The following is a 19,571-nucleotide window of genomic DNA, read 5'->3' as shown; positions in this document are numbered from 1 at the left end:
AGACGACATCAATGGTGAATGTCACAACGCCTTCGCGAGCAAGCGCGCTCCCACAATGGATCAGCTGTGTGGCGAAGGTTTGGGTAAGGCGATGTTATCCAGCATCCGGTTCACTGCCAGCTCGGCCAACATGACGATCTGTTGAATCGCCATCGCTGTGTGCCGGTGCGGCCCTTCCAGATAGCCCGCAAAATCGCTGGCCATCACACTCGCCTGGGCCAACGACTCACAGGTATGGGCTAACAGGTCTTCGTCTTTGATATCTGGTGCAACCAAAAACATCGTGCTTGGTTTGCGGACTGCAGGGGATTTGAGGGCCGCTGGATTGAGGTAGTGATTTAACGCCCGCTCGGCGGCCTCGTGGAGTTTTTTGGAATCGAGGGATTCGTAGGGAGAAGTGTCGTCCGCTTCGGGCGGATTTGGTGTCGGCTTGAACATAGGAAACTTACTCAATTAAAGGTTGTAATTGAGACTGCCATTTTCGTTTCCAGGCGAAAGGGTGGCAGCCGTGCGCAGGCTGGAAAACCGGTCAACCCCAAACCCGGCAGACCCGAAGGTCTCCCGCACACAGCCGCCATAACTGAGCATTGCAAGCAGAAAAACGCGCCGCAGTATGCCATGAGCGATTGCAGTAAGGGGTATCAGGTTTCCAGGCCTGGCCGCTGATTTGGCAGCGACACACAAAGCCTACCCACTTCGCTTCCGACGCAACAACCGTTACAACCTGTGGGAAACGTCCTCAAAAATCACCCCGTCTGTAGGAGCTGCCGAAGGCTGCGATCTTTTGACCTTGCGGCGCGATCAATGACGTAAAGATCAAAAGATCGCAGCCTTCGGTAGCTCCAGTGTCGCCATCAAAAAAACTCGGACTTCCCCTACACGCAAAAACGATTCGCCCGGCATCCCCCTTTGAGCCCACTCGCCAAAGTCTCCCATTTCCAAGGAACGGGACACGAGCGTGACCAGACTCATTCCCCAAAACCAACTCGCCGGCCCAAACGGCCAGGTGCTAGACAGCCATCAAGCCGTCGCCGACTTGCGCCAGGCCCTGAGCTATCCCTACGACCTGCAGGGCTTCGACGATCTGCTTAGCGCGATCGGCGCCAACCGCTCCAACTACATGCAGGCCGCCAACCAGCAGAAACTCATCAACGCCGTTAGCCACGGTGATTGGGTCATGGTGACGCCTCGCATCGATCCCGATAACGGCGGTGCTTCATGGAATGCCTTCAAACCCAAACCCGAACCACCACCGGCGCAACATCTGGTCGAAGAACACGCCTTCGCCCTGCCTAAACCCGTGGAGTCGGGCTTCTACATCATTCAGCAGCCCATGACCCTCGAAGCCCTTGAGCGCTCGCTGTACGAAAACCCGCCAAGCGATGCACTGCGCCGGGAATTCCGCTCGCTCAATCGCCATCTCGGTGAGCGGGTGAAACCGGGGCAAATGGTGATCTTCAGCGATTCACGGCATTACATGTGCCGTCGCGAAGAGGCGCAAATGATGATCGCAGCGGAGAAGGTCAACGAAGCGCTTAAGGACCTGAGCGAAGAAGAGGCTTCGTTCATGGTCGAAAATCATGAAGTGATTGAGCCGTTTTTGGAGGTGTCGGCGGGGTCGTTGGGTGTGGCCTCCTTCATGGTCGGCCAACACCTGGAAAACCTCAAAGGCACGCTCATCGAGTTAGAGAAACTGCATCAGCAACAATACCGTCAGCATGGCCACTTGCGATCCAGGGATTTCTTTACCCATCGCAAACGGATGATGGCAAAGATCAATGCCAGCCTTGGCCCGCTGGTACGTAAAGGCACAGGCATTCCTGATCATCCCAGGCTTAAACGCGCATTGGGTCTTTCTACTCGCAGAACAATTCACCATTGGAACAAGGCTGGCGCCCCTACCCAACTGCCGGGCTATGCGACAAATATTCAAGGCGTATCCAGAGCTGTGAAGTACTTGAAGGCAGGAGGCTATGTTGGCATTGGATTGGCGATGGGGGCGGCGGCGATGAGAGTTGATGAAGCATGTCGCGGTGGAAGCAAGGATGAATGCTCCCAAGCCAGATTCGTGGAGGGAGGCAAGTTGGCAGGAAGTATTGGCGGAGGTGTTGCCGCCGGATACGTAGCGAGTAGCGCACTGAAATATGGAGCGTGTGCGGCAATAGGTGTGGAGACATTGGGTGTTGGTGGAATTGTTTGTGCGCTGGGGGTGTCGGGTGCTGTCGCCAGTGCGACGGGAACCAAAGGCTCAGAAATTGGCGGGGAAATAGGTGAAAAAATATATGAGTTCACGCAACCATGAGTGGCGCTGAGAATGTGCACTTGATTGGTTGGGTACTTATTTTCCTGATGATTTTACTCAGCCAGACCCTCTTGTTATTTGGCGCCTATTTCAAACTCGACCAAATTGAAAATCACTTCAACGCGTCTCATCTGGTGAGTATCAATCGAAACACGGCGGGTAACGGCCCGTTTGGACGGATGAACAGACTTAGGTTGATTGGCGCTTTAACGGGGAGTTTCTATCAACATCAGATGTTGGATTCGTATGCGTTTATGGAGGCTGAAATCTTGCCGGAGCGCCTGAAAAAATGGGCTGAAACTCCAAAAAAACTGATGCGGATTGCGGTCGTCAGCGCTGGACTACTGTTGCTTTGGAGTGGTTTTGTGTCTTTGCGTACGACAATTTCAAACCCGATGAGCGACCTGAAACTACTCTACACAGCTATCCTGATCGGCTTTATTACCCTGGTTATCATCGTTTCACTTATGCGGGTGTACATCAGTTTTTTTAAACTCGAAGAACTCGAATCTCACCTCAACGACTCTTACTTCGTTGGTCGCAACCGTCGGGTCATGGGTGATGGTCTGTACGGGCGTCATTACCGCTTGACTCATCTATCGACCATGCTTCGCGAGGATGATGCATTCCTGCTGAGCAGTGACCCGCACTGTATCGATGAAATAAAGCACTTCCCTTTACACCTACGACGCTGGGTCGTCATTCCCAACCTGATGTTTGCCTATTCAATTGTTGGCCTTTGTGCGTATTGGCTCTACGGAACGTACGCTGGACTGCTGGGCTAACCCGCAGTCCATACACCTCAATTCGCCACCCGAACCCCACCCAAACTCCCACTCAATTCATACGCCGCCAATTCCGCCTGATGCGCCGCCAATATCTCCGGCAACGACCCGCGCAAGTACTCGACCCACGTCTTGATCTTCGCATCCAGATATTGCCGCGACGGATAAATCGCATACAGATTCAGTTCCTGCGAACGATAGTTCGGCATTACCCGCACCAGCGTGCCGTTGCGCAGCCCTTCAATCGCCGCATATACCGGCAAAACGCCAACGCCCATGCCGCTGCTGATCGCGGTTTTCATCGCATCAGCGGAGTTCACCAAAAACGGCGAGCTGTTGATGGTGACCATTTCCTGGCCTTCAGGGCCGTCGAAGGCCCATTTCTCCAGCGGGATCACCGGGCTTACCAGGCGCAAGCACATATGGTTCAGCAAATCGCTGGGTTTGTGCGCGCAGCCGTTGGCTTTCACATAGGCGGGCGATGCGCAAACGATGCTGTAGGTGATGCCCAGGCGTTGGGAGACGAAGCCCGAGTCTGGCAGTTCGCTGGCGAGCACGATGGACACGTCGTAGCCCTCGTCGAGCAAATCCGGCACGCGGTTGGCCATGGTCAGGTCGAAGGTCACGTCCGGGTGGGTTTTGCGGTAGCGGGCGATGGCGTCGATCACGAAGTGCTGACCGATGCCGGTCATGGTGTGCACCTTGAGTTGCCCGGCCGGGCGCGCGTGGGCGTCGCTGGCCTCGGCTTCGGCTTCTTCGACGTAGGCCAGGATCTGCTCGCAACGCAATAGATAGCGCTTACCGGCCTCGGTCAGGGCGATGCGACGGGTGGTGCGGTTGAGCAGACGGGTTTGCAGGTGGGCTTCCAGGTTGGAGACCGCGCGCGAGACGTTGGCCGTGGTGGTGTCGAGTTGCACGGCGGCGGCGGTGAAGCTGCCGGCCTCGGCCACGTAACTGAAGGCGCGCATGTTTTGCAAAGTGTCCATGGGGTGCTCTCTTGGCGAATGGCAAATTGTGACACGAAGTTGCTGATTCTTTACAGGCGACTAAAGACGCGACCAAGGGATTATCGCGTTAACGGTAACAAAGATTCACAAGAATCCCGGCTTATCGCCAACAAGGCCCACCCCTAGAATTGCGCCTCGGTAGGCATGGGCTTGTGTGGCGAGGGGGCTTGCCCCCGTTCGGCTGCGGAGCAGTCGTAAACCGGTCACGGCATTCTGATTGAAGATCGCGGCGACTGGTTTTAGGGTCGCTTTGCGCCCCAACGGGGGCAAGCCCCCTCGCCACAAAAGCCCGTTCCCACAAGTTCCCCGTACCTCTCCCATCTCAGGAAATCGCAGCAGTGCCGCGTCGCATCAACAGAGCGCTCAAGACGCTCAGTGTTTTGGCTTTAACCCTGGCAATCAGCGGCTGCATCGGAACCGGCAGTATTGCCCCACAAGGCAAGGCACTGGAGGCCAGTTCATTGGCCACCGATGAAGCTATTCAGAGCGCCGCGCAAGACGCTCATTGGCCCACCACCCAATGGTGGCAAGCCTACGGCGACCCGCAACTGAACCGCTGGATCGACCTCGCCCTGCAAGGCAGCCCGAGCATGGCCATGGCCGCCGCGCGAGTGCGTCAGGCGCGGTCCATGGCTGGCATTGCCGAGTCTGCCGAGTCGTTGCAGATCAATGGCCAATCCACCCTCAAGCGCCACAACTGGCCCACCGATCAGTTCTACGGCCCCGGCGAGTTGGCCAACACCACCACCTGGGACAACAACGCCGCGCTGGGCTTCAGCTATGCCCTCGACCTCTGGGGCCGCGAAAGCAATGCCACCGAACGCGCCGTGGACATGGCCCATGTGAGCGTCGCCGAAGCACGGCAGGCGCAGCTTGAATTGCAGAACAACATCGTGCGCGCCTACATCGAGCTCTCTTTGCATTACGCGCAACGGGACATCGTCGCGGCGACCTTGAAGCAGCAACAGCAAATTCTCGACCTGGCACAGAAACGTCTGGACGGCGGCATCGGCACCCATTTCGACGTCAGCCAGGCCGAAACACCATTGCCGGAAACCCATCGGCAAATCGATGCGCTGGACGAGGAAATCGCCCTCAGCCGTAACCAACTCGCAGCCTTGGCCGGAAAGGGACCGGGGGAGGGCGCGCAGCAGCAACGGCCAACGCTGTCGTTGGGCGCGGCGCTGAAGTTGCCGTCGTCTTTGCCTGCGCAATTGCTCGGCCAACGCCCGGACGTGGTCGCCAGTCGCTGGCAAGTGGCGGCGCAGGCGCGGGGTATCGATGTCGCCCACGCCGGTTTCTACCCCAACGTCGATCTGGTCGGCAGTCTCGGCTACATGGCCACCGGCGGCGGGGCGCTGGAGTTTTTGACCGGCAAGAAACTCAACTACAGCGTCGGCCCGGCGATTTCGTTGCCGATCTTCGATGGCGGCCGCTTGCGCTCGGAGCTGGGCGAGGCCTCGGCGGGTTATGACATCGCGGTGGCGAAGTACAACCAGACGCTGGTCAACGCGCTGAAGAACATCTCCGACCAGCTGATTCGCCGCGAGTCGATGGACAAGCAGCAGGCCTTCGCCACCGAGTCGGTGGCCACGGCGCAGAAGACCTACGACATCGCGATGATCGCCTATCAGCGCGGGCTCACCGATTACCTCAACGTGCTCAATGCGCAGACCTTGTTGTTCAAGCAGCAACAGGTGCAACAGCAGGTTCAGGCCGCACGGTTGAGTGCTCATGCTGAGCTGGTGACGGCGCTTGGCGGTGGGCTTGGGGCGGGGAATGACGTCCCGACCGACAGCCAGACAGCTGCACCGAAAACTCCGATTCTTTTGAAGTGACCACTATGTATCAGGCAAGCCAACATTTGTGGCGAGGGAGCTTGCTCCCGCTTGAGTGCGCAGCACTCACAAAATGGGTGGTGGCTGCCCTAATTTTGGGGCCGCTACGCAGCCCAGCGCGAGCAAGCTCGCTCGCCACAGGATTTCTTTTGCCTCAAGTTCTTCCAGGATGCTAATGACTCCCTTGCCCGCACCTTTGCGCTGGCTGTATTCCCTTGAATGGCGCCGGGGTTTCTTCGACTGGGCACGCAGCGATGGCGTGACCTGGGTGTACATTTTCAAGGTGTTGTTCGCGGCGTTCCTGACCCTGTGGCTGGCCATGCGTCTGGAGTTGCCGCAACCGCGCACCGCGATGATCACCGTGTTCATCGTCATGCAACCGCAAAGCGGCCAGGTCTTTGCCAAGAGCTTCTATCGCTTCCTCGGCACCTTGGCGGGCTCGGCGGTGATGGTCGCGTTGATTGCCTTGTTTGCGCAGAACACCGAACTGTTCCTCGGCTCGCTGGCGATCTGGGTCGGCCTCTGCTCGGCTGGCGCGGCGCGTTATCGCAACTTCCGCGCCTACGGATTTGTGCTCGCCGGTTATACGGCGGCGATGGTCGGGCTGCCTGCATTGGCTCATCCCGACGGTGCGTTCATGGCGGCAGTCTGGCGTGTATTGGAAATCTCCTTGGGGATTCTCTGCTCGACACTGGTCAGCGCCGCGATCCTGCCGCAAACCGCCAGCGCCGCGATGCGCAATGCCTTGTATCAGCGCTTCGGCGTATTTGCCTTGTTCGTCACCGATGGCTTGCGCGGTCGCAGCCAGCGCGAGGCGTTTGAAGCGAACAACGTGCGGTTTATCGCCGAAGCGGTAGGCCTGGAAGGGCTGCGCAGCGTCACGGTGTTCGAAGACCCGCACATGCGCCGGCGCAACGGGCGGCTCAGCCGCTTGAACAGCGAGTTCATGGGCATTACCACGCGCTTCAATGCCCTGCATCAATTGCTCGAACGCCTGCGCAGCAGCGGCACCAATCATGTTGTCGCAGCGATCAAACCGGGGTTACAGGAGCTGGCCGAAGTGCTCGACGGTTTCAGCGGGCGCGCCTTGACCAGCCCCGACGCTGCACGCCTGGCCACTGCTTTGGCGGCCTATAAGCAAAACTTGCCGGCGCGAGTCCGCAGCCTGCGGGCGACGTTCCAGGAAAGTGATCCGAGCGACGCCGAGCAGCTGGATTTTCACACCGCCTACGAGCTGCTTTATCGCTTCGTCGATGACCTGCACAGTTATGCACAGACCCACGCGTCGCTGGCCGATCACAGCCACGAACGTGAACGCTGGGACGAGCCCTTCACCCCGCAAACCAACTGGCTGGCCTCGGCGGCGTCGGGTATTCGCGCTGCATTCATACTCGTGGTGCTCGGCGGTTATTGGGTGGCCACCGCGTGGCCGAGTGGCGCGACCATGACCCTGATCGCCGCCGCCACCGTCGGCCTTTCAGCGGCGACACCGAACCCCAAACGCATGGCGTTTCAGATGGCCTGCGGGACGTTGTTCGGGGCGCTGATCGGCTTCGTCGAGATGTTTTTCATCTTCCCCAAGATCGACGGTTTTCCGTTGCTGTGCGTGATGCTGGCGCCGGTGATCGTGGTCGGGGCGTTCCTGACTTCACGGCCGCAATACGCCGGGGTTGGCCTGGGATTGCTGATCTTCTTCAGCACCGGTTCGGTGCCGGACAACCTCACGGTTTACAACCCATACGCCTTCATCAACGACTACATCGCCATGATCATGGGCATGCTGGTGTGCGCGGCGGCCGGAGCGATCATTCTGCCGCCCAACAGCCGCTGGTTATGGCGGCGGTTGGAGCAGGATTTGCGCGGGCAAGTGGTGTACGCCATCAGCGGCAAACTCAAGGGCCTGGCATCGAGTTTCGAAAGCCGCACTCGCGATCTTTTGCATCAGGCCTACGGCCTCGCTGCGGGACAGCCGCAGGTGCAACGGGACTTGCTGCGCTGGATGTTCGTGGTGCTGGAAGTCGGCCACGCGATTATCGAGTTGCGCAAGGAACAGGCGATTTTGCCGGTGCATCCGGCGTATGCCGAATTCCAACCGTGGCGTCAGTCAATCCGGGGGATGGGGCGTTCGCTGGTGCGGCTGTTTCTGCAACCGAGCCAGAGCAATCTGGAGCGTGCTCTGGTCGCGGTCGACCATGCGATCGGCCGGGTGCAAGCCACCGATGAACCGTTCGCGCCGCACTTCGATACCTCTGCCTTGCGCCGGGTGAAAAGCTACCTGCACTTCATCCGCACCTCGCTGCTCGACCCGCAATCGCCACTCGCCGGCTACATAAAAGCCAGTGCCATCACCAAGCCCCAAGGACTTGAACATGCCTCGTGAAATCGCCTTCCACGGCGTGTACCTGCCGACCATGACCCTGATGTTTTTCATTGCGGCGGCGCTGGCCTGGGCGCTGGATCGGTTCCTGTCCGGGTTCGACCTGTACCGTTTTTTCTGGCACCCGGCGCTGCTGCGCCTGAGTCTGTTTACCTGTCTGTTCGGCGCCCTGGCGCTGACTGTTTACCGTTGACTCTCTATCACTGACTCTCTATTTCTGAAGAAGGCCCTGATGAAAAAGCTTTTCAGCCTGCTCGCGACCCTGCTGGTGTTGGCCCTTGCCCTGTGGATCGGCCGGACCCTGTGGGTGCATTACATGAACACGCCCTGGACCCGCGACGGCCGGGTGCGCGCCGACATCATCAACGTTGCCGCCGACGTTACCGGTGAAGTAGTGGACGTGCCGGTGCGCGACAACCAGTTAGTGAAGAAGGGCGATTTGCTGATGCGCATCGATCCCGAGCATTACCGCATCGCGGTGAAACAGGCGCAGTCGCTGGTGGCCTCGCGCAAAGCCACGTGGGAGATGCGCAAGGTCAACGCCCATCGCCGCGCCGACCTCGACAACCTGGTGATCTCCAGGGAAAACCGCGACGACGCCACCAACATCGCCGACTCGGCCCTGGCCGATTACCAGCACGCCCAGGCGCAACTGGAAGCGGCCGAACTGAACCTCAAACGCACCGAAGTGCGCGCGGCGGTGGACGGCTACGTCACCAACCTCAACGTCCATCGCGGCGACTACGCACGCATCGGCGAAGCGAAAATGGCCGTGGTCGACATGAACTCGTTCTGGGTTTATGGCTTCTTCGAAGAAACCAAACTGCCCCATGTGCGCGTGGGCGATAAAGCCGACATGCAACTGATGAGCGGCGAAGTGCTCAAGGGTCATGTGGAAAGCATTTCTCGCGGCATCTATGACCGCGACAACCCGGAAAGCCGCGAGCTGATCGCCGATGTGAACCCGACCTTCAACTGGGTGCGCCTGGCGCAGCGGGTGCCGGTGCGGATTCACATTGATGAAGTGCCAGAGGGAGTGCTGTTGGCGGCGGGGATTACTTGTACCGTTGTGGTGAAACAAGAAAGTGGCGAATAACCCTGTGGCGAGGGGGCTTGCCCCCGTTCGGCGGCGAAGCCGGCGCAAAACCAGAGCATGCGGTGCATCTGGAAGAACGGGGTTGCAGGTTTTGGGGCTGCTGCGCAGCCCAACGGGGCGGTGCGGCGTTCCGACAAGCCCCCTCGCCACAAGGGAACGGTTTCAGCCCTGACAAAACGTCTCATGCAAATGCCGCCAAATCACCTTGCCATCGGCCTGTTTCTCGAACACAACCGAGGATCGCCGATCAGAATGCAGGCCCGTCGCATCGGTCTGTTGCTCGCGGTAACTCACCACTGCGCCACCGTCGTACAGCGCGACACCTCGCAACTCGCTGAGCTCAATCCTGAACCCGAGCTTCTTCCCGCCCGCCAGCAGAAACAATTCATTCAACGCCTCGAAATCCAGCACCCGGCCCAACGGCGAGATCATGGAAAACTGCGGTGAAAAACGCATCAGCAATTGCTCAAGCTCGGACGCGTCTCGCTCCTCGGCCAACCATTGCTCGATGGCTATGTGAGCCTGGATCACTTCGTCAAAGTATTCGGTGTAGTCAGTCATGTTGTTTCCTGAAATTTTGCAGCGTCTGTCCTGACATCATCGCGGGCAAGCCCGCTCCCACAAGGTTCTACTGGGTAGCATAGATAGCATTCACACCAAAGATCACTGTGGGAGCGGCGGTGCGACGATTCGACTTGCCCGCGATGATGTCGACTCAGTCTTAGAGTTGCCCCTTCAACCCGAACCGCTTCATCAACCCCGACTCCAGCAGCCCCTTGGGCAACAACCCCGCCATCAACGGCAACGCCCGGCTGCCATTACCCAAACGCACCAGACGCGGCGGTTTATTCTGCTGCACGGCCTTCAACAAACCGGCGGCAAATTCACTGGCCGGCGTCGGTTTGTCCTGAGACGCCTTGGCCCGCGCACGAATGCCTTCACGCAGCGGCCACCACGGAGATTGTTCGGTGATCAGTTGCTCAGCTTCGTTGCCGGCATTTTTCGCGAAGCTGGACGCTATCGCCCCCGGCTGAACTTCCATGACCCGCACACCGAACGGTGCCAGTTCCATGCGCAACGCATCGCTCAAGGCATGCACCGCAGCTTTCGAGGCGCAGTAGGCGCCGGCAAACGGCGTGACTAAAACCCCGGACACGCTGCCGATGTTCACCACCAGGCCCCTGGCGCGACGCAGCACCGGGAACATCGCGCGAGTGACGCCGACGATCGCAAATACGTTGGTTTCGAATTGCCGTTGCATGGCCGGCACACCGCCATCGAGCAGCGGCCCCATGGCGCCATAACCGGCATTGTTGACCAGCACATCAAGACCGCCGGACTGCTGATTGATCCGCTCACTCAGTTGTTCGAGGGCCGGGCCATCGTTCACGTCCAGTTGCACGGCGGTGAATCCGGCGGCGGTTAGAGCGGCTACGTCTTCAGCCTTGCGGGCGCTGGCCCAGACTTCGTAACCGACACTCTTGAAAGTGTCGGCGAGGGCGCGGCCAATGCCGCTGGAACAACCGGTAATCAACGCAACGGGCATGGCGCGGTCCTTGTGCAAAAAAAGGAGGATCAGTCGGAGAAACTACCCTGCAAGCGCTCGGCGCGAAACTCCAGGGTTTGCGGGCGATAACCGGGGCGCAGGGGCGGCATTGGCAAGCAGTCTTCCCAATTGCCGCCGGCCTGCAGTTCGCCGGGGCCGCGATAGCGTGGAGCGGCGTATTGATTGTCAGCCAGATTGACCGTATCGCCCGGTGCATAAGCGGCGATGCGCCAGCGCAGTTCGGTCAGCGGCACGTCGTTGCCGTTGTTCATCGTCAGCTTCAAGGGGCGATCCGCCGGGCAGTGCTCCGGGGCATAGACGATGCGCAGCTCAAGGCGTGCCAGTTGCTTGACCTCGCGGTTGTCCAGCCAGAACACCCACGTCGCCACCAGACCCAATCCGACAGCGGCGGCCATGGAAACCGGCACGGCCTTGGCCGGGTAGCGCAGCAGCAGGATCAGCCAGGTGATGACCAGCAGGACGCCGATGAACATGTGTGAACGCTCCTTGAACTTGTAAGCACCATCCTACCGAAGGGGCGCGGGAATGGACATTCGGTGATCAAGGCAATTTACCGCTGGTCGGTACTGTAATTTCTGACAGTAGTCCGTAGTGCGCTCGATACGTTAGAAGACATGGGTCAACAGGGCTGTATTTCGGCGGGCGATGGCAATGGAAATGCACCACAAAACACCCAAACTGACGATCGTCGATCCGCGCGGCTTGACGATCCGTTCGGTCGATTATTGGCGCACCGTCGAAAACGTCCCTGCTGAGGCACGCATCAACCGCATCGCTTACGATGCCGCAGGGCGTGCGGTTCAACAGTGGGATCCGAGGCTTTGGACGCTGTCACAAGAAGAGCCGCTGACACCCGCCAATCTCGCGACAGCGTTTTCGTTGTCGGGCAACACGCTGTTCACAGACAGTGTCGATGCCGGTTGGCAGCTCAACCTGCCAGGTCTGGGTCATGAAGTTTTATCGGGATGGGACAGCCGCGGCACGCGACGCGAGGTTGAATATGACGACCTGCTTCGTCCCGTAGCGGTGTTCGAGCAGGGCACAACTGAGCCACGAAGGTCCGTTGAACGCATGACCTATGGCGGTCCCGATCAGGGTGACCAGAATCAATGCGGGCAGTTGACCCGTCATGACGATCCCGCCGGGACGGTGTTGTTCGAGTCATTTTCAATAACCGGCCAATGCATGAAGCAAGTCCGCCACTTCACCCTGGACCCTGTAGCCCCTGACTGGCCGGAGTTGGAAGCCGATCGCCAGCGGCTGCTTGAACCGGGGGAGGGGGCTGTCTCGACGTGGAGTTTCGGCCCGCTGGGTGATGTGCTGAAACAGATCGATGCCAAGGGAAATAGTCAGGCCTTTAGCCTGACCCTTGAGGGTCGCTTGCGTGAGGCGCGTCTGCAACTTCAGGGACTTCCCACCTGGCAAACGCTGGTCAGCGATATTCGCTACAACGCGCAGGGACAGGTCGAACACGAAACTGCCGGTAACGCTGTGCAAACTACCCTGGTCTACCGAGCTGAAGACGGTTTATTGATGGAGCGGCGGGCGCAGGATGCCAGTGTTCGATTGTTGCAGCATCTGATCTACGACTATGACCGGATGGGTAATGTCTTGAGCATCGAAGACAAGGCGCTGCCGGTGCGTTACTTCGCCAACCAGCGTGTCGATCCGGTCAGTCGCTTTAGCTACGACAGCCTCTACCAGTTGATCGAGGCTTCTGGTTGGGAGGCGGGCGGTCCCAATCAAGGGCCGGAGTCGGTCGGCCGCACTGATCCGGCGGCGGTCAGCAACTACCGGCAGACCTACCGTTATGACGCGGGCGGCAATTTGTTGAAGCTGACCCATGTCGGCGCACAAAACCACGGGCGCGACCTGAAAGCTTCCCGCTACAGCAATCGTTGCCTGCCCTGGCGCAACGGCGTGCCACCCACCGAAGAAGAAATCGCTGCCGCGTTCGACGGCAGGGGCAATTTGCTGGAGCTGGATCAGGGACGGTTTCTGACGTGGGATCTACGTAACCAAATGCAATCGGTCAGCCCGGTGGAACGCGTCTCCGGGCGCAATGATCGGGAGTCCTATGTCTACGATGGCGGTGGTCAGCGCGTGCGCAAGATTCGCTCGTTGCAGACCAATGCTCGCACCGTGATGGCTGAAGTGCGTTACTTGCCGGGGCTGGAGCTGCGCACCGACAGCGGCACCGGGGAGGTGCTGCAGGTCATCACCGCCCAGGCGGAACTCAATAGCGTGCGTGTGCTGCATTGGGAAACAACTCCACCGTCCGGTATCAGCAACGATCAGTACCGCTACGGCCTTGTTGATCACCTGAACTCCTGCACCCTGGAACTCGCTGACGATGCGCGAATTATCAGCCGGGAAATCTATTACCCGTTTGGCGATACGGCGTGGTTTGCCGGCACGGACGTCGTTGAAGTGAGTTACAAAACCATTCGTTACTCGGGCAAGGAACGGGATGCGACGGGACTTTATTACTATGGGTTTCGTTTCTACCTGCCATGGCTACAGCGCTGGGCCAATCCTGATCCAGCAGGCCATGTGGATGGGTTCAATCTTTATCGAATGGTTCGTAACAACCCCCTGACGTTTTTTGACGAGCAGGGCGAGGAGTCTGAGTCGAAAACTTCATTAACCACCGCAATAGGTATTTTTGAAGCGTACAAGGAAGGTTACAGCGATACTGATAGACAGCTTCCCTTCAAAATGATGGCCGATATCACCGGCAACAAATTGAACTTCAAAGTAAATAAAGCACCCTCTGGAATGCTCGAAAAGACCCAAACCAAGCGCTTCACTTTGAGGCACTACACAGTTTCCGGAAGTCGAGGTGATACACCACCGTTCATGGAGATAGCGTCAAACTTTTCGCTGGTCCATAAAAACGTGAAAACGTTGGGCGGAAAGGGTGGGAATACAAACGAAAAAGATTGGACGAAGGCAGGAAATAGCGCTTTCACTTTCTTTCTACTTGCAGTGGATGGAGAGGTAAACGAACGCAAATTCCTTCAATCAATGACCCATTTCGCCGAATACGATCTTGAAGATAACAAGGCGCTGGAAGCTGCGCTGGGTGCGGGCTTCGAGACCGTGGATTTTTTTGCTTCCCCTGATGTACTGGACCCCAAACATTCCTCGAACCTGGCCTCTGTTCCGATGGTGAAAGGTCGCTTGAAAGATTTGAAGGCGCTGCTTTTGGGTAATTCAGGAATCTCCCCGGTACAAGTGGGAAGAATGGATTCGCGCTCGCTGCTCAATAGCATCGATGGGGCATTTGGGGGAAGCCTCGAGATCAAGATACCAGGCTCGATAAAAGTCAAAACGTGGCATAAAAAAGCAACAATGCCATCAATGGGAAAAAAGGCAGCATGATCGTGTAAAAAAGCCCCCGCCCAACCCACTGCGGATAGGGACGCAGCGGGCTGGACGGGGGCTTCTTGTTTTACTGATCGTTTACTGCGCGATGGTTTTCACCGACACGCCGCGTTCGATCGGGGTAGAGCGACCGTAGATATCTTCGAACCGCTCGATATCGTCTTCACCCAGGTAGCTGCCCGATTGCACTTCGATGATCTCGAGTGGAATCTTGCCCGGGTTGCGCAGACGGTGAACCGAGGCGATCGGGATGTAGGTCGACTGGTTTTCAGTCAGCAGGAACACGTTTTCGTCGCAGGTCACTTCAGCGGTGCCGCTGACCACGATCCAGTGTTCGGCGCGGTGGTGGTGCATTTGCAGCGACAGGCACGCGCCCGGCTTGACCGAGATGCGCTTGACCTGGAAGCGGCCGCCCATGTCGACCGAGTCGTAGGAACCCCACGGACGATAGACTTCGCAGTGGGTCTGGGTTTCGCTGCGACCCTGCTCGTTGAGGGTGTTGACCATCTGTTTCACGCCTTGGACCTTGTCCTTGTGGGCGATCATCATGGCGTCCTTGGTTTCGACGACCACGATGTTTTCCAGGCCGATCACCGACACCAGTTTGCCGTTGCCGTGGATCATGCAGTTTTTGCTGTCCTGGATGACCACGTCGCCTTTGGTGACGTTACCGTTGGCGTCTTTTTCATTGACTTCCCACAGCGACGACCAGCAACCGACATCACTCCAGCCGGCGGTCAGCGGCACTACGCAAGCGCGCTGGGTTTTTTCCATCACCGAGTAGTCGATGGAATTGTCCGGGCAGCAAGCGAAGGTGGCAGGGTCGATGTCGACGGTGTCGGCATCCTGTGCGCTACGTTCCAGCGTCAGTACGCAGGTGTCGTAGATGTCCGGATCGTGCTTTTTCAGTTCTTCAAGGAAACGGCTGGCGCGGAACAGGAACATGCCGCTGTTCCAGAAGTAACCACCGGACTGGACGAACTCAGTGGCGCGTTTCACATCCGGTTTTTCGACGAAGTGCGAGACACGGCTGACGCCTTCCGGCAGCAGGGCATCGTTGGTGGATTTGATGTAGCCGTAACCGGTTTCCGGTTTGGTCGCCGGTACGCCGAACAGCACCATCTCGCCACGCTCGGCCGCCACAGTGGCCAGGGCCAGGGCGCGTTGCAGGGCTTTCTGGTCTTCCAGCACGTGGTCGGCCGGCAGCACCAGCATCAACTCGTCGCGACCTTCATTGACCAGCATCATCGCGGTCAGGGCCACTGCTGGCGAGGTGTTGCGGCCGAAGGGTTCCATCAGCACGCGCTGCACGTCCAGGTTGCGGGCGCTCAGCTGCTCGTTGACGATGAAACGGTGTTCCTTGTTGCAGACCACGATCGGGGTGTCCATGCCTTCGAACACCAGGCGTTCCAGGGTTTGCTGGAACAGCGTTTGTTCGCCGGTCAGGGCGAGGAATTGCTTGGGGAATTGCTTACGCGAAAGCGGCCAAAGACGTGAGCCGCTACCACCTGACAAGATCACCGGAATCATGTTGTTACTCCTTCAAAATCGATTGGTTAGAGCCACGAACGTTCTGTCGTTTCACTCTTGTTCTTGTTCCGTGTCCGAATCGACGCCTCGGTCCTCTGTGGGAGCTGGCTTGCCTGCGATGGCATCACCTCGGAGTGTCTGTTACTCCGAGTTGTCTGCATCGCGGGCAAGCCCGCTCCCACAGGGGAGCGTCAATTCAGAGAATTAATCAGCGCGTCGACACCGGGCGCTTGACCCACACTGGCGACAGGCTGCTGCCGCTGCCGGTGACGTACAGCACCGCGGCTTCACCACGTTCCAGGGCAACCGGTTTTACGTCGCCGACTTTGGTGGCGCCGTCGTACAGCGCCAGGCTGACTTTCACCGGGTTGATTTCACGCTCGCCACGGCCCTTGGCCGCCACGGTCGGGATCACTTCGGTCTTGCCGTCGGCGGTTTTCAGGGTCAGGGCCTTGTCGCTGAGGTTCTGTACGCGAACCAGGGATTTCTGCTTGTTCTTGAACGGCGGCTCTTCGATCAGTTGTGGCGCGCCGCTGGCGTTGTTGACCAGGGTGTAATAGTGGTCGCCGGCCAATTTCACCGGCAGGGTCTGGCTGCCGACCTTGGCGCTGTAGTCACCGCCCGGCATGAAGCTGAAGTCTGTGCTGGACAGCGGCGCGACTTCGCTCAGGTTGGTGGTACCGACGGTGGCGCTGACTTCAGCGTTACCGGCGTTGTAGACACGCACGAAGCTGGAGCCTTTCGGTGCGGTCGGGCCGTAGAGTGCGGCGTCGCCAGCGAAGGCGGACATCGACAACACGCTCATGCCAGCAACGAGAGCGAAGGTCTTGGCGAGACGGCGAGGAGTAGTAGTGAAAGTCATGGTGTACCTCTCTTTCAGTTTTGCGCCCGGTCGGGCGTCTCGGATTTAGTGTTTGCAGCTACGTTTTGTTGGCGCGCGCCGGCTTGTTTAAGCTCTGCGACCCACTGCGGGTCGGCGTCACCGATTTCGTTGTTCACAGGCAGATATCGTTCAGGGAACTCCCAGATCAGCACTTGTGGCGGGCTGTTCTTGAAAGCATCGCTTTTCAGGTAGCTGAGCATCGGCAGAATCGGGCCATGGCCGTCTTCGGCGTAATTGACCACGTCGCTGTGCAGCGCTTCTTTCAGCGCACCGACGAAGTTCCAGTTTGGGTTGGCGCTGTAGCTGGTGCCGATCAGGGCCACTGGCACTTCTGTGTTGGCGAACAGGGCGTCGTCACCGGCGGGCTGATCCTGGGCAGCCACAGTGTTGCGCTTTTGCAAAGGTTCTGGCGCCGGCATCAGGTTTTCGAACAGCGGGTCCAGCGGCAGGAACAACCGCAGGTCGCCCTTGTGCGTCACTTTCTCCGCAGGTTCGGTGACGAAGTTTTGCGGTTCGCCGCTCAGCGGAGCCTTGTCGGCGATGGTTTTGGCCAGGGTCTGGGCAGCGATTTGCGCGCCTTCCGGGGTCCAGTGGGTGTCGGTGCGCAGGAACACTTGCTGACCGTCTTGCTTGGCTTTTTGCAGCGGGCCGAGCAGGTCAGGGGCGAGGATCTTGTCGGCCGCCACACGAGCGTGGAAGTCCTGGTACAGATTGGCGTGGATACTCGCCGGCTTCACTTCACCCAGGTGTTCCGGGTACAGACGTGTCTTGGCCGGGACAATCGCCATCACCAGTTGCACGCCTTGCTTTTTCAGGGTCTGGCGCACGCCTTCGACCAGCGCGTAGTTGCCTTGCAGGTTCAACTCTTCGTTGACGATCGGGTGGAACTCTTCATCGCTGTAGAGCCACTGATCGCGACCGAGCACCACGCCCGGACGACCTTCGTTGAACAGTTTGAAATCCAGTGCGGCCCAAAGGTTGGTGCCCAGGCGCTTGATCGGGAACTCGTCGTCGTAGTGCGTCTCGACGGCTTTGGTCCAGCGACCGTTGAGCACGGTTGCATCGGCGTTGGTGCTGAAGCCGAAGAAGCTGCGTACCGACCACACGCCCAGGACCAGCAAGGTCACCAGGAACAGGGCGATGTAGAAGATGCGTAATGAGCGGGTCATAGTCAGATCCCTCAGAACTGGAAGTAAAGGAACGGCGAGAAGCTTTGCGCCGAGAGTTTGAGAATCGAGGCGATGAACAGCAGCAGTACCAGGGCGCGCATCACGTAACGGGACCAGTCAGCGGTCCAGTAGGCCGGTTGCACAGTCGCTTCAACGCCGACGGTGTAACCCGGTTCGTGGATGCTGGCCGGGTTTTCACCCGGTACGGCTTTGATCATTCCAGGCGTAGCCGCGGCAGGGCCATCGGCCTCGACGTTGACGGCAGGCTTGGTCTTGACCGGCGGCCGGTTGGTGTAGAAATCACGGATGCCGAAGAACGCCAGAGTGACGTACGCCACCACCAGGGTTGCCACTTGCAGACCGGTGAGGCTGGCCTGGTTGAGTTCCGACAGCGACCATTCGCCGAAGCTGAACATCGCGCCATACATGCGACCGGCAACGTGCAGGTTTTCCGAGCGGAAGATCACCCAGCCCATGACAACAAGCAGGAAGGTCAGCGCCCAACGGATCGGGTTGATGCTGCGCGGCGAGGTGTTCAGACCGAGGGCTTTTTCGATCGCCAACCACATGCCGTGCCAGGCACCCCAGACGATGTAGGTGATGTTCGCGCCGTGCCACAGACCACCGAGCAGCATGGTCAGGAACAGGTTGCGATAGGTCATCAGCGTGCCTTTACGGTTACCGCCGAGGGTGATGTACAGATAGTCACGCAACCAGGTCGACAGGCTGATGTGCCAGCGACGCCAGAACTCGGTGATCGACTGGCTGATGTACGGCTGTTTGAAGTTTTCCATGAAACGGAAACCCATCATCAAGCCCAGACCAATCGCCATGTCGCTGTAGCCGGAGAAGTCGAAGTACAGCTGCGCGGTGTAGGCCAGGGCGCCGAGCCAGGCATCGCCCGTGGTCGGGTTCTGCAAGGCGAAGCAATGATCGGCCACGACCGCCAGGGTGTCGGCGATGAAGACCTTCTTGATGAAGCCCTGCATGAACCGCGTGGCACCTTCGGAGAACTTGTCGAGGGTGTGGGTGCGGTTGTTGAACTGGTCGGCCAGGTCACGGAAACGCAACACGGGGCCTGCGATCAAGTGCGGGAAGATCGCCACGAATGCGGCAAAGTCGATCAGGTTACGGGTCGCCGGGGTATCACCGCGGTAGACGTCGATGATGTAGCTGATGGACTCGAAGATGTAGAACGAGATCCCGATCGGCAACAGCACGTGGGTCAGGATGAACGGCGAAAGACCGACCGAGGTCATCATCGCGTTGATGCTGTCCACGCCGAAGTTGGCGTACTTGAAGTAGCCGAGAATGCACAGGTCGACGGCCACGCCCAGGAGCAACCAGCGTTGTGCCGGTTTGGTCCGAACGCCTGCGGCGCCGACTTTCAGGCCGATCCAGTAGTTCCACAGCGTGACGGCTGCGAACAGCGCAAGGAAGTCCACACGCCACCAGGCGTAGAACACGTAGCTGGCGATCAGCAGCAGCAAGTTGCGATAGCGTATTCCGCTCAAGTAGTACATGCCGAGAAAGATCGGCAAGAACAGAAACAGGAACACGTTGGATGAAAATACCATCCCGATCTCTCCATGTTTAACCAACAGTCAAGGGCCAACGGCCCCCCCAAACC

General features: G+C 58.8%; 16 protein-coding genes. 7 read left to right on the top strand and 9 right to left on the bottom strand.

Features of this window, described 5'->3' with window-relative positions; translation table 11 throughout:
- Window positions 1–60: 60 nt before the first annotated feature.
- Window positions 61–438, bottom strand: a complete 378-nt coding sequence (locus ACZ3HH_RS21610; protein ID WP_448723047.1) for a DUF6124 family protein — start codon at window positions 436–438, stop codon at window positions 61–63.
- A gap of 520 nt (window positions 439–958) precedes the next feature.
- Between ACZ3HH_RS21610 and ACZ3HH_RS21605 the strand changes: the two genes are divergently transcribed.
- Together ACZ3HH_RS21605 and ACZ3HH_RS21600 are read left to right on the top strand one after the other, a co-directional pair.
- Window positions 959–2,302, top strand: a complete 1,344-nt coding sequence (locus ACZ3HH_RS21605) for a hypothetical protein (RefSeq protein WP_465807507.1) — start codon at window positions 959–961, stop codon at window positions 2,300–2,302.
- The gene (locus tag ACZ3HH_RS21600; protein ID WP_465807505.1) at window positions 2,299–3,087 is read left to right on the top strand and encodes a hypothetical protein; all 789 of its coding nucleotides are present in this window, start codon (window positions 2,299–2,301) and stop codon (window positions 3,085–3,087) included. Before ACZ3HH_RS21605 ends, ACZ3HH_RS21600 begins: the two co-directional genes overlap by 4 nt.
- 17 nt (window positions 3,088–3,104) lie before the next feature.
- On the opposite strand, the gene ACZ3HH_RS21595 is transcribed toward ACZ3HH_RS21600, so the two are convergent.
- Window positions 3,105–4,073 carry a LysR family transcriptional regulator gene (locus ACZ3HH_RS21595; protein WP_465807503.1) on the bottom strand — a complete coding sequence of 323 codons (969 nt, stop codon included), beginning with the start codon at window positions 4,071–4,073 and terminating at the stop codon, window positions 3,105–3,107.
- 359 nt (window positions 4,074–4,432) lie between these two features.
- Here ACZ3HH_RS21595 and ACZ3HH_RS21590 point away from each other — a divergent pair, with 359 nt between their 5' ends.
- From ACZ3HH_RS21590 to ACZ3HH_RS21575, 4 genes are all read left to right on the top strand, one after another.
- Entirely contained in the window at window positions 4,433–5,932 is a 1,500-nt protein-coding gene (locus ACZ3HH_RS21590) for an efflux transporter outer membrane subunit (RefSeq protein ID WP_465807501.1), read from the top strand.
- 175 nt (window positions 5,933–6,107) lie between these two features.
- Window positions 6,108–8,312 (top strand): FUSC family protein, encoded by a 2,205-nt coding sequence (locus tag ACZ3HH_RS21585; RefSeq protein ID WP_465807499.1) that lies wholly within the window; start codon window positions 6,108–6,110, stop codon window positions 8,310–8,312.
- Window positions 8,302–8,502: a DUF1656 domain-containing protein gene (locus ACZ3HH_RS21580; protein WP_465807497.1), complete on the top strand. Its 201-nt coding sequence runs from the start codon at window positions 8,302–8,304 to the stop codon at window positions 8,500–8,502. Before ACZ3HH_RS21585 ends, ACZ3HH_RS21580 begins: the two co-directional genes overlap by 11 nt.
- A 39-nt stretch (window positions 8,503–8,541) precedes the next feature.
- On the top strand, window positions 8,542–9,405 hold the full coding sequence (locus tag ACZ3HH_RS21575) for an efflux RND transporter periplasmic adaptor subunit (RefSeq protein ID WP_123501014.1): 864 nt from the start codon (window positions 8,542–8,544) through the stop codon (window positions 9,403–9,405).
- Between the two features lie 162 nt (window positions 9,406–9,567).
- Here the strand turns inward: ACZ3HH_RS21575 and ACZ3HH_RS21570 are convergent, their stop codons facing one another.
- The 3 genes from ACZ3HH_RS21570 to ACZ3HH_RS21560 form a co-directional block, all read right to left on the bottom strand.
- The gene (locus tag ACZ3HH_RS21570) at window positions 9,568–9,966 is read right to left on the bottom strand and encodes a DUF4440 domain-containing protein (protein WP_465807495.1); all 399 of its coding nucleotides are present in this window, start codon (window positions 9,964–9,966) and stop codon (window positions 9,568–9,570) included.
- A gap of 160 nt (window positions 9,967–10,126) precedes the next feature.
- Window positions 10,127–10,951: an SDR family oxidoreductase gene (locus tag ACZ3HH_RS21565; RefSeq protein WP_465807493.1), complete on the bottom strand. Its 825-nt coding sequence runs from the start codon at window positions 10,949–10,951 to the stop codon at window positions 10,127–10,129.
- Between the two features lie 29 nt (window positions 10,952–10,980).
- Entirely contained in the window at window positions 10,981–11,445 is a 465-nt protein-coding gene (locus ACZ3HH_RS21560) for a multidrug transporter (RefSeq protein ID WP_465807491.1), read from the bottom strand.
- Window positions 11,446–11,623: 178 nt separating this feature from the next.
- Here ACZ3HH_RS21560 and ACZ3HH_RS21555 point away from each other — a divergent pair, with 178 nt between their 5' ends.
- Window positions 11,624–14,356, top strand: a complete 2,733-nt coding sequence (locus ACZ3HH_RS21555) for an RHS repeat domain-containing protein (RefSeq protein WP_465807489.1) — start codon at window positions 11,624–11,626, stop codon at window positions 14,354–14,356.
- An 81-nt stretch (window positions 14,357–14,437) separates the two neighbouring features.
- On the opposite strand, the gene ACZ3HH_RS21550 is transcribed toward ACZ3HH_RS21555, so the two are convergent.
- The 4 genes from ACZ3HH_RS21550 to ACZ3HH_RS21535 form a co-directional block, all read right to left on the bottom strand.
- Window positions 14,438–15,889, bottom strand: coding sequence for a mannose-1-phosphate guanylyltransferase/mannose-6-phosphate isomerase (locus ACZ3HH_RS21550; RefSeq protein WP_223486113.1), 1,452 nt, complete (start codon window positions 15,887–15,889; stop codon window positions 14,438–14,440).
- Between the two features lie 208 nt (window positions 15,890–16,097).
- Window positions 16,098–16,751 carry an alginate O-acetyltransferase AlgF gene (locus ACZ3HH_RS21545; RefSeq protein WP_465807487.1) on the bottom strand — a complete coding sequence of 218 codons (654 nt, stop codon included), beginning with the start codon at window positions 16,749–16,751 and terminating at the stop codon, window positions 16,098–16,100.
- A 14-nt stretch (window positions 16,752–16,765) separates the two neighbouring features.
- Window positions 16,766–17,941, bottom strand: coding sequence for an alginate O-acetyltransferase (locus tag ACZ3HH_RS21540; RefSeq protein ID WP_465807485.1), 1,176 nt, complete (start codon window positions 17,939–17,941; stop codon window positions 16,766–16,768).
- An 11-nt stretch (window positions 17,942–17,952) separates the two neighbouring features.
- Complete coding sequence (locus ACZ3HH_RS21535) at window positions 17,953–19,518, bottom strand: MBOAT family O-acyltransferase (protein WP_123358533.1); 1,566 nt, start codon at window positions 19,516–19,518, stop codon at window positions 17,953–17,955.
- Between the last annotated feature and the right edge of the window lie 53 nt (window positions 19,519–19,571).

The organism is Pseudomonas sp. PME37.24/025 (assembly GCF_055556615.1).
The sequence above is the reverse complement of the archived record's forward strand: the minus strand, read 5'-3'. Positions and strand labels throughout refer to the sequence as shown.